Here is a 9,869-nt window from a genome sequence, read left to right as displayed (position 1 = left end):
GGGGCGTGAACGGGCTTCGCCCGCATCGCCGCTCTTCACGCCCAGCGGCGCTTCGCTTAGGGGTCCCCGCGAATGCAAGTTCACCCCATCGGACCCACCCGCCAAGCCGCGAGAGACACCGCCCGGCAGGGGCTGACGAGCGGGGAGCGTGCACACCCAGCCTGAGCTTCGACTAGTGCCGTCCTGCTCGTTGGTAGAGCCAGATGGCCGTGGGGGCGGAGAAGAGGATCAAGGTCAGGGACCAGGCTATGGCCATCTCCACGGGGTGGCGCAGGGGGAGTGCGGCGTCTGGGGTGGGGATGCCGGGGTTGCCCCAGAGGGTTCGGCAGGCGGCGCTGACGGCGCTGACGGGGTTCCAGTCGGCTATCGCGCGGAGCCAGGGGGTCATGCCCTCGGTGGGGACGAAGGTGTTGGCGATCATCGTCAGCGGGAAGATGAACGGGACCAGCTGGTCGGCCGCCTCTTCGGTGCGGAAGGCCAGGCCCAGGAGGACGCCGACCCACGCCAGGGCGTAGCGGAAGAGGAACAGGAGGGCGAAGCCCGCGATCGTGGGGAGGAGGCCGTGGTTGGGGCGCCAGCCGACCACCAGCGCGCATGCCGCCACCCCGGCGAAGTTGATCACGCCGGACAGCAGGGAATACGCGGTGTGGCCGACGGGGACCGCTGAGCGGGCCATGGGCATCGAGCGGAAGCGGTCCATCACGCCGCGGCCGTTGTCGCGGGCCACCAGGGTTGTGGTGGTGGCGATGCCGGTCATGGCGACCATCGCGAAGAGGCCGGGCATGAGGAACTCGCGGTAGTCGCCGCCGCCGGGGATGGTGATCGCGCTGCCGAAGACGTAGCCGAACATGAGGACCAGGACCGCGGGCAGCAGCAGTTCGCTGGCCAGCTCGCCGGGTTGGCGCAGGAGCTTGCCCACCTCGCGGCGGATCAGGACCGCGCTGTCGGTGACCGTCCACTTGAGCGTCATGGGGCGCCTGCCAGGGTCAGTTCCAGGAAGACCTCGTCCAGGGTGGGCTTGCGCAGCGCGAGGTTCTCCACCCGCACCCCGGCCGCGTCCAGCTCGCGCACCACCTCGACCAGATCGGCCAAGCCCAGGGCCACGCTCAAGGTCCGCTCGTCCGCGCCGGAGGCGGGTTCGGAGCCGGTGGCCGTGTGCAGCGCCAACCGGGCCGCGGGTAGGGAGTCGGGGCTGGCCACCGTCACATCGACGTGCTCGCCGCCGATGCGGGCCTTCAGCTCGTCGGGGGTGCCCGTGGCCACGACGCGGCCGGTGTCGACGACGGCGATGGTGTCGGCGAGGCGGTCGGCCTCGTCGAGGTACTGGGTGGTCAGCACGATCGCCGTGCCGCCTGCGACCAGGTCGCGCACCGCCGACCAGACCTCGGCGCGGCCGCGCGGGTCCAGGCCGGTGGTGGGTTCGTCCAGGAACAGCACGGCGGGGGCGATGATCAGCCCGGCCGCCAGGTCCAGCCGCCTGCGCATGCCGCCGGAGTACGTGCTCACCTCGCGGTCGGCCGCGGCCTCCAGCCCGAAGCGGGCCAGCAGCTCGTCCGCCCGCCGCCGCGCGTCGCGCGCGGAGAGGTGGTAGAGCCGGGCGAACATCCGCAGGTTCGCCCGGCCGGTCATGGCCTCGTCCAGCGCGGTCGCCTGGCCCACCAGGCCGAAGCGGCAGCGCGCCCGCGCCGCGTCGCGCACCACGTCCACGCCGTCGACGAACGCGGTGCCGGAATCGGGGACCAGCAGCGTGGTCAGCACCCGCACCGCCGTCGTCTTGCCCGCGCCGTTGGGGCCCAGCAGCCCGCACACCGTGCCTGCGGGCACCGCCAGGTCCAGCCCGCGCAGCGCGGTCGTGTCCCCGAACGACTTGGTGAGCCCTTCGGCGAACACGGCGAAGTCACCCTGCATCACGGTCCACCGTTGCTCGAAGCCGGTTCGAATCCCGCGGCCGAGACTAGCCGGGTGCGGTTCCCGTGCGGCACCGGCGAGCGAAGGGAAACCCAGTTGAGTGACACCAGGCGGCTCCTCGACCTGAGCCACCCCATCGAGCACGACATGATGACCCACCCCTGGCTGCAGAAGCCCATGATCAGCGAGTTCCTGTCCCGGGACCAGTCCGCGTCGTTCACCACCGACGGCGTGACCTTCCAGATGGAGGTGATCAGCCTGCCGGGCAGCACGGGGACCTACCTCGACGCCCCCTTCCAGTTCCACGTCGAGGGGCCCGACGTCAGCGAGGTGGACCTGGAGCAGGTCTTCGACGTCCCGATCACCGTCGTGCGGGTTCCCGGCGCCGTCGCCATCGGGGCTGAGCCGTTCGAGCGCGCGGGGGAGCTGGCCGGGGCCGCGGTGCTGGTCGACACCGGGCACGCCCGGCACTGGGGCACCGGCGCGTTCTTCAAGGATTCCCCCTACCTCACCCGCGAAGCCGTCGACTTCCTGCTCGCCGCCAAGCCCGCGCTGGTCGGCATCGACTCGCAGAACATCGACAACGGCGCGGACAAGACCAAGCCCGCCCAGCACAACCTCCTCGGCGCGGGGATCGTCCTGCTGGAGTGCCTGGCGAGCCTGGCTGAGGTGCCCGAGCGGGGGGCGCGGCTGCGCGTGCTGCCGACGCCGATCCGCGGCGCGGGCAGCTTCCCGGTCCGGCCGGTGGCGGTGGTCGCATGAGCCGCGGCAGGCTGGTCGACCTCAGCCACGACGTCTGGCAGGACATGCTGATCCACCCGTGGATGCCCAAGCCGATCATCCGCGACTTCATCAGCCGGGAGCAGTCGGCGGCGTTCCTCGACGGCGGGGTGAGCTTCCAGCAGGTGCACGTCACCATCGCGGGCAGCACCGGCACGATCCTGCAGGTGCCCTTCCAGTTCCACGCCGACGGCCCGGACCTGGCGGCCATGCCGCTGGCCAAGCTGGTCGACATCCCGGTCGTGGTGATCGACGCGGTGGGCGCCCCCGAGATCGGCCCCGAGGTCTTCGACGGCCACGACGACCTCGCCGACAAGGCCGTGCTGTTCCACACCGGCCAGAGCAGGCTGTGGCAGACCGAGGAGTACTTCGACAACACCTGCTACCTCGCCCCGGAGACGATCAAGCACCTGGCGGGGGCGGGCCCGGCGCTGGTCGGGGTCGACTCGAAGAACACCGACTGCGGCACCGACCAGGGCAAGCCCGCCCAGCACGAGCTGCTCGGCGCGGGCATGGGCGTGCTGACCTCGCTGACCAGGCTGGGCGAGCTGCCGGCGCGCGGCGCGCGGCTGACCGTGCTGCCCCCGCGCGTGGTGGGCATGAGCAGCTTCCCGGTGCGGGTCGTGGCCGAGCTGCCCGAGGAGGACCCGCGATGACCACCACCGCGCTCAAGCCCGCGCCGTTCAACCCGGTCTTCCAGCTCGACCCCTACCCGTCGCTGGCCGCGATCCGGGCGCAGGGGCCGGTGGGCCGCGCCGAGCACCCGGTCTACGACGAGGTGTGGCTGATCGTCGACCACGCGCTCGTGCGCCAGGTGCACAGCGACCCGCGCTGGGTCAAGCCGCCGGAGGACCCGCCGGACGACCGGGTCACCTTCGACTCGGCCCCGCCCGACCACACCCGGCTGCGCAAGCTGGTGCAGAAGGCGTTCACCACCCGGCGGATCGAGCGGTTCCGGGTCGAGGCGCAGGCCATCACCGACGAGATCCTCGACGCGCTGCCGGTCGGCGAGCCGGTCGACCTGGTCCCGGCGCTGGCCGACGCCATGCCGATCGAGGTGATCCGGCGGATGTCGGGCCTGCCCGACGAGTTCGCCGCCGAGCTGACCGCGCTGATGGAGGCGTTCCTCGGCGAGGAGGACGCCACCGCCCGCCAGGACGTCTTCGCCCGCGCCGACGCCTACGTCGCCGAGGTGCTGCGCAGCAAGCGGGCCGCGCCCGCCGCCGACCTGATCAGCGACCTGATCGCCGCGCGCGACGGCGCCGACCAGCTCACCGAGGACGAGCTGGGCACGGTGGTGCTGACGCTGCTGGTCAACGGCGCGGCGACCAGCACCAACGTGATCGGCACCGGCCTGCACAGCCTGCTGGCCCACCCCGACCAGCTCGCCCTGCTGCTGGCCCGGCCGCAGCTGCTGGCGTCGGCGGTGGAGGAGATGCTGCGCTACGAGAACCCGATCGGCGGGGTCGGCTGGGTCGCCGACGAGGACATCGAGCTGGCGGGCACGGTGATCCCCGCGGGGGAGGTGCTGGCGACCTCGCTGCAGGCGGCCAACCGCGACCCGGCGGTCTTCACCGACCCGGACCGCTTCGACATCACCCGCAGCCCGAACCCGCACCTGACCTTCTCCCACGGCATCCACCGGTGCCTGGGCGCCGAGCTGGTCCGCATGGAGCTGCAGGTGGTGTTCGGCGCGCTGCTGCGCCGGTTCCCGCGGCTGGCCGAGGCCGAGCCGCCCACCTGGCGGGTCAGCCACGCCGTGCGCGGGCTCACCCGCCTGCCGATCGTGCTGGCCAGGTGACCCGCGCCGCGCCCGCCTACACCCGGACCGTGCTGGCCTGGTACGACCTGTTCGTGCTGGGCGCGGTGTGCCCGGTCGTGTGGCGGTGCCACCGCGGGGAGATGCTGGCCTGCTACGACCGCAACGTCGGGCCCCGCCACCTCGACCTCGGCCCCGGCACCGGCTACTTCCTCGACCGGTGCCGCTTCCCGGCCGCGCCGCGGCTGGTGCTGGTGGACAACAGCGAGACCGTGCTGGCCACCGCCGCCCGGCGGGTGGCCCGGCACCGGCCGCTGGCGCTGCGCCGGGACGTGCTCGGCCCGCTGGACCTCGGCTCGGCGCAGTTCGACTCGGTGGGCATGAACTTCCTGCTGCACTGCCTGCCCGGCGGCATGGCGGCCAAGGCCGCGGTGTTCGACCGGGTGCTGCCCCACCTGGCTCCGGGGGCGCGGATCTTCGGCAGCACCGTGCTGGCCCACGGGGTCGAGCACGGCCCGCTGGCAGGCCGCGCCCTCGCCTCGCTCAACGGGGACGGCACGATGGACAACCTCGACGACTCCCTCGACGAGCTCGACGCCGAGCTGGCCAGCCGGTTCGACCGCTACCACCTGGCGGTGCGCGGGTCGGTGTGCCTGTTCGAGATCAGCACCTGAGCGCGGCGGGGCGGCGGGCGACCCGCCGCCCCGCCCCGGTCAGCCGCAGCCGCCCTGCGGCGCGGCCACCGGGACCATGTCGGCCGCGGCGCGCACGGCCGCGTTGGCCATGACCTCCTCGGTCGTCATCCCCATGTAGTGGATGATCACCTCGTGGTTGGTCGAGGTGACCGCGTTCTCCGACCCGGTGCGGTAGTACAGGTCCACGATCGTCGGCTCGGGGGTGAGGTCCGGCGTGCGGTCGGCGCGCAGGTCGGCCACGAGCGCGGGGATGTCGTACTCCAACGGCACTCCCGAGCGCAGGTAGTACTCGCCGCCGCGGACGGAGACCACCGGCAGGTCGATGCCCGAGCCGGTGTCGTCCATGCCCGGGTGGATGGGGTGGATCAGCAGGTCGAACCGGAAGATCTCGTCCAGCACCGGGGCCACCTCCGGCGGCAGGGTGGGGCGGATGCTCTCGGCCCACCACCGGCGCAGCAGCAGCCGCGCCCGCGGGTCGGTGAAGAACAGCGCCACCCCGCCGCCGAGGTCGCCGGTGCCGCCGATGGCGCTGGCCATGTCCGCGCGCAGCACCTCGGCCACCGGGTCGTCGCTGCCCTCGATGTAGTCGCCGATGTCCTGCAGCACCCGCGACTGGCCGAACCCGGCCAGCTCGCGCAGGCCCACCCAGAGGTGGCGGAAGACGCACATCTCGGCCAGCACCCTGGCCCAGTAGAGGAAGCGCTGCATGCGCTGGTTCTCCTGGAACGTCACGGTGCTGGTGGCCAGCACGTACTCGAAGTCGTCGGTGTCGCCGCGCACCGAGACGATCCCGTACTCGGCCTTCTTCTCCGAGTAGTCGGTGTTGGGCAGCATGAGCATCGGGTAGCAGGCGATGCGCGAGACGCGCTTGGTGAGCCGGTCGTAGCCGTCCATGAAGGACTCGACGGTCTCCCCTGGCGCGCCCCAGATCAGCTCGGCGTAGCAGTCCATGCCCTCCTTGCCCAGCCACTCGACCAGCTCCTCCCACTCGTTGACCCGCATGTTCCTGCGGTTCATGAAGCTCAGCGTGCTGTCGTCGAGGGTCTGCAGGGCCAGGGTGAACGAGCTGTGCATGCCAGCCTGCTTCATCTTGCGCACGATCTCGTAGAAGGTCTTCGACTTGTTCTTCGCCCACGACGTCTCGATCGCCCGCGGGTAGCCGTAGCGCTCGCGCAGCTCGATCACGTCGTCGATGAAGGCGATGTCGGCGGGCAGCAGGCCGAAGTTGGCGTCGCACAGCACGATCGTGTGCACCCGCAGCCGGGCGAACAGCTCCAGCTCCGCGCGCAGCCGCTCCCGGGAGAACGCCCGCACCTTCTGCCCGGTCGCCCCGCCCCAGTAGCAGAAGGCGCACTTGTAGGGGCAGCCGCGGTTGGTCTCCATGATCGCCACGTCGTAGCGGAACCGGCCGTCGGCGTCGACCAGCTCCAGGGCGCCGGTGAGGAACGGCGACGGGATCTCGTCGAGGTCTTCGATGCGCGGCCGCGGCGGTGTCGTCGCCGCCGCGCCCTCGGCGTCCTGGTAGGTCAGGCCGCTGATGTGCGACAGGCCGGTGCGCGGCACGCCGTCGAGGTAGGCCCGGATGATGTCGGGGAACACCGGCTCGCCCTCGCCGTCGACGACGATGTCCACCTCGGGGAACATCCGGAAGACCCGCTCGCCCTGGTGCGCGACGTGCGTGCCGCCGAAGACCACCCACCCGTTGGGGTTGAGCTGCTTGAAGGTCTCGGCCAGCGCGCCGAAGGCGCGGTAGTTCCAGCCGAGCACGGAGAAGGCCATGATGTCCGGCACGCCGCCGGAGAACTGGCTGTTGGCCATCTCGGACAGGGCGAGCCCGCCCCGGTAGTTGTGGATCTGGATGTCCACCGACCGCCGGATGCGCTCGTCGGCCAGCGCCGCGGCCTTCATGTAGCCCTGGGCCAGCGGCATGGACTCCAGCGGCGTGTTCCAGATGCCCTGCTGCACCAGGTGCACGGTTGTCTGCTTGCTGTTCGGCACGTCGACCTCCATCGCTCCGGGGCCGGAAACCCGGTCGGGGCACGGGGTCTCCGGCTCGGCGCGTCCCGGCCGGAGCGCCGCTGTCCCGCTTCCTCCCGAGGCTAGGTCGGCGCTTCGAGACGGTTTCAAGGCCGCGTCGTGCCGCGCGGGGCGCGACGCCTGCTCGACCGCGGCTCGAAGCCCGGCGCATAGCGTTCGCCGTCGCGCGCCCAGTCCGCGCGGAAAGGACCCACAGCGGTGATCAGGGACCTACCCGACTTCCCGTGGCACCGGCTGGCCGCCCACCGGCTGCTGGCCGAGCGGCACCCCGACGGGATCGTCGACCTGGCGATGGGCACCCCGGTGGACGAGACGCCCGCGGTGGTCCGCGCCGCGCTCGCCGCCGCGGCCGACGCCCCGGGCCACCCGCCGGTCGAGGCCACGGCCCGGCTGCGGGAGACCGCGGCGGCGTGGCTGCGCCGCCGCTTCGGGGTGGCGGCCGACCCCGACGCGGTGCTGCCGACGCCGGGCACCAAGGAGTTCATCGCCTGGCTGCCGTCGATGCTGGGCCTGGGGCCCGGCGACGTGGTGGGCGTGCCCCGGCTGGGGTTCCCGACCTACCGGGTCGGCGCGCTCATGGCCGGGGCGACCCCGGTGGCCGTGGACGACCCGCGCGAGCCCAAGGGGGCGAAGCTGGTCTGGGTCAACTCGCCGTCCAATCCGGACGGACGGGTGCTGCCAGCCGCGGTGCTGCGCGACATCGTGTCGTGGGCGCGCGCGCACGGGGTGCTGGTCGTCAACGACGAGTGCTACGCCGACTTCGGCTGGGACGTCGAGCCGGTGTCCATCCTGCACCCCGGCGTGTGCGGCGCCAGCCACGACGGGGTGCTGGCCGTGCGGTCGCTGTCGAAGCGGTCGAACATGGCGGGCTACCGCGCCGGGCTGGTGACCGGGGACCGGCGGGTGGTGGCCGAGCTGGCGGCCATCCGCCGCCACGCGGGCCTGGCCGTGCCCGCCCCGGTGGCCGCGGCCATGGCCGCCGCGCTCGCCGACGAGTCCCACGTCGCCACCCAGCGCGGCCGCTACCTGCGCCGCGCCGCCGTCCTGCGGCCCGGGCTGGCCGCGGCGGGGCTGCGGGTCGACGGCTCGGCCGCGGGCCTGTTCCTGTGGGCGACCCGGGACGAGCCGTGCCTGCGCACCGTCGAGCGCCTGGCCGAGATCGGCATCCTGGTCTCGCCCGGGGACCTCTACGGCGAACCGGGCGCCCGGCACGTCCGCGTCGCGCTGACCGCGTCGGACACCGGCATCGCCGCCGCGGCCGCCCGGCTGGTCGCGCTGCCGGAGGCCGCCCCCGCCCTGGCGGCGGTCTCCCCATGACCCCCGAGCGGGACACACCAAGGCGTCCCCCGGGACACAACGAGAAAGGTACCGAGACGATGCGCAAGACCATCACCGCGGCCGCGCTCGGCGTGGCCGCCGTGTTCTGCACCGCCCTCCCCGCCGCGGCGGACGACTCGACCTACCACGCCCTGGTCTACCTCGACAGCAACGAAGAGGGCGGGTACGACGGCTGGGACGAGTTCGGCTACTTCCACGGCGAGGACGACTGCTACGCGGTCGGCGAACTCGGCCAGGACCAGGGCTGGTGGCGGAACTACTTCTGCCAGGAGTACTCGAACCAGGACTGACGGCGGACCGGCGGCCCGGACGGCGCGCTGCCCGTCCGGGCCCGCCCGCTAGGCGGGCTTGAGCGGGTCGTGGCCGATGGACATCAGCCGGTGCCGCCAGGCGTCCTGCCCCGCGGTCGGCTCCAGGTCGTCGCGGCGCTCGCGGTGCACCCGGTCGACCACCTTGCGCATGACCCGCTCGTCCTCCTCGGTCAGGTCGACCCGCCGCTTGGCCAGCACGTGCAGGACCTCCTGCCCGGTCGGCGTGCCCGCCTGGTCGGGGAGGGGTTCGCTCTCCTGGGTCGCCGACGCGGTGCGCAGCCAGTCGGACAGCTCCCGCGAGGTCATGTTCACCACGCGGTGGAACTCGGTCCACAGGTCGGTCACAGCCCTCTCCTTCCGCATCGTGTCCCGCCCGGGTACCCGAGGCGGCAACCGCCGATGCATGGGCCGCGGGTTGTCGACCGCGCCACGCCGACACCTTCGGGTGATGGCGGAACCGGCGTCCGCGGGGCCGGTCATACTTCCAAGCATGGCCCAGTTCGACGACATCCTCGACGAGGTCAGGGCCCAGGCGGTCGGGGCGTTGCGGGTGCGGCTGCTGGCCGCGCCGCATGAATGGGTGGTGGACCGGCTGATCGAGGAGGTCGCGCCGCGCTTGGGCCTGGCGGTGGCGGAGGTTCCCGTCCCACGCCGCGACGACGGCGGCCAGCGCCCCGCCCCTTGGTCCCAGCGCGACCCGGGCCGAGACGGCCAGCCCCCGGGGCGCGGCGCACCAGGCGGATGGGGCGATGCGCCCATCGGGCACAGCGGACGCGACGGCCCAGCTCCAGGACGCGAGCCCCCCGAGCCAAGCGGATACCACGTTTCACGCGGTGACCCGGACCGGGGGAGTGGGCCGGTTGGATGGCGTGCTGAGCCCAATGCGGGGAGCACCGGCCAAGGCTCGGGCCGGGAGCCGGACGGGTGGCGTGGTGAGTCCGACGTGGGGAGTGGCGGGCAAGGTTCGGGGCGTGGGCCGGGTGGGCAGCGTGAGTCCGGCGAGGGGAGTGGCGGGCAAGGTTCGGGGCGTGGGCCGGGTGG

General features: G+C 72.9%; 10 protein-coding genes. 6 read left to right on the top strand and 4 right to left on the bottom strand.

Going from position 1 to position 9,869, the window contains the following annotated elements; genetic code table 11:
- Nucleotides 1–172: 172 nt before the first annotated feature.
- Both ACWEPX_RS29680 and ACWEPX_RS29675 read right to left on the bottom strand, forming a co-directional pair.
- Complete coding sequence (locus ACWEPX_RS29680; RefSeq protein WP_451900561.1) at nt 173–970, bottom strand: ABC transporter permease; 798 nt, start codon at nt 968–970, stop codon at nt 173–175.
- A complete protein-coding gene (locus tag ACWEPX_RS29675) occupies nt 967–1,908 on the bottom strand; it encodes an ATP-binding cassette domain-containing protein (RefSeq protein ID WP_451900560.1) in 942 nt (313 codons plus the stop codon). Before ACWEPX_RS29675 ends, ACWEPX_RS29680 begins: the two co-directional genes overlap by 4 nt.
- Nucleotides 1,909–2,004: 96 nt before the next feature.
- On the opposite strand from ACWEPX_RS29675, the gene ACWEPX_RS29670 reads away from it, so the two are divergent.
- The 4 genes from ACWEPX_RS29670 to ACWEPX_RS29655 are packed head-to-tail and all read left to right on the top strand — an operon-like array spanning nt 2,005 to nt 5,121.
- A complete protein-coding gene (locus tag ACWEPX_RS29670) occupies nt 2,005–2,670 on the top strand; it encodes a cyclase family protein (protein WP_451900559.1) in 666 nt (221 codons plus the stop codon).
- Entirely contained in the window at nt 2,667–3,344 is a 678-nt protein-coding gene (locus ACWEPX_RS29665; RefSeq protein WP_451900558.1) for a cyclase family protein, read from the top strand. Before ACWEPX_RS29670 ends, ACWEPX_RS29665 begins: the two co-directional genes overlap by 4 nt.
- Nucleotides 3,341–4,489: a cytochrome P450 gene (locus tag ACWEPX_RS29660; RefSeq protein ID WP_451900557.1), complete on the top strand. Its 1,149-nt coding sequence runs from the start codon at nt 3,341–3,343 to the stop codon at nt 4,487–4,489. The genes ACWEPX_RS29665 and ACWEPX_RS29660 overlap by 4 nt, the downstream gene beginning before the upstream one ends.
- A complete protein-coding gene (locus ACWEPX_RS29655) occupies nt 4,486–5,121 on the top strand; it encodes a class I SAM-dependent methyltransferase (RefSeq protein ID WP_451900556.1) in 636 nt (211 codons plus the stop codon). Before ACWEPX_RS29660 ends, ACWEPX_RS29655 begins: the two co-directional genes overlap by 4 nt.
- 39 nt (nt 5,122–5,160) lie before the next feature.
- Here the strand turns inward: ACWEPX_RS29655 and ACWEPX_RS29650 are convergent, their stop codons facing one another.
- The gene (locus tag ACWEPX_RS29650; protein ID WP_451900555.1) at nt 5,161–7,140 is read right to left on the bottom strand and encodes a KedN5 family methylcobalamin-dependent radical SAM C-methyltransferase; all 1,980 of its coding nucleotides are present in this window, start codon (nt 7,138–7,140) and stop codon (nt 5,161–5,163) included.
- A 237-nt stretch (nt 7,141–7,377) separates the two neighbouring features.
- On the opposite strand from ACWEPX_RS29650, the gene dapC reads away from it, so the two are divergent.
- Nucleotides 7,378–8,496, top strand: a complete 1,119-nt coding sequence (dapC, locus tag ACWEPX_RS29645) for a succinyldiaminopimelate transaminase (protein ID WP_451900554.1) — start codon at nt 7,378–7,380, stop codon at nt 8,494–8,496.
- A gap of 59 nt (nt 8,497–8,555) precedes the next feature.
- Nucleotides 8,556–8,807: a hypothetical protein gene (locus ACWEPX_RS29640; protein ID WP_451900553.1), complete on the top strand. Its 252-nt coding sequence runs from the start codon at nt 8,556–8,558 to the stop codon at nt 8,805–8,807.
- Nucleotides 8,808–8,855: 48 nt separating this feature from the next.
- Here ACWEPX_RS29640 and ACWEPX_RS29635 read toward each other — a convergent pair whose 3' ends face one another.
- Nucleotides 8,856–9,173, bottom strand: a complete 318-nt coding sequence (locus ACWEPX_RS29635; RefSeq protein ID WP_451900552.1) for a DUF3140 domain-containing protein — start codon at nt 9,171–9,173, stop codon at nt 8,856–8,858.
- Between the last annotated feature and the right edge of the window lie 696 nt (nt 9,174–9,869).

This window comes from Actinokineospora sp. NPDC004072, assembly GCF_053604195.1.
The sequence above is the reverse complement of the archived record's forward strand: the minus strand, read 5'-3'. Positions and strand labels throughout refer to the sequence as shown.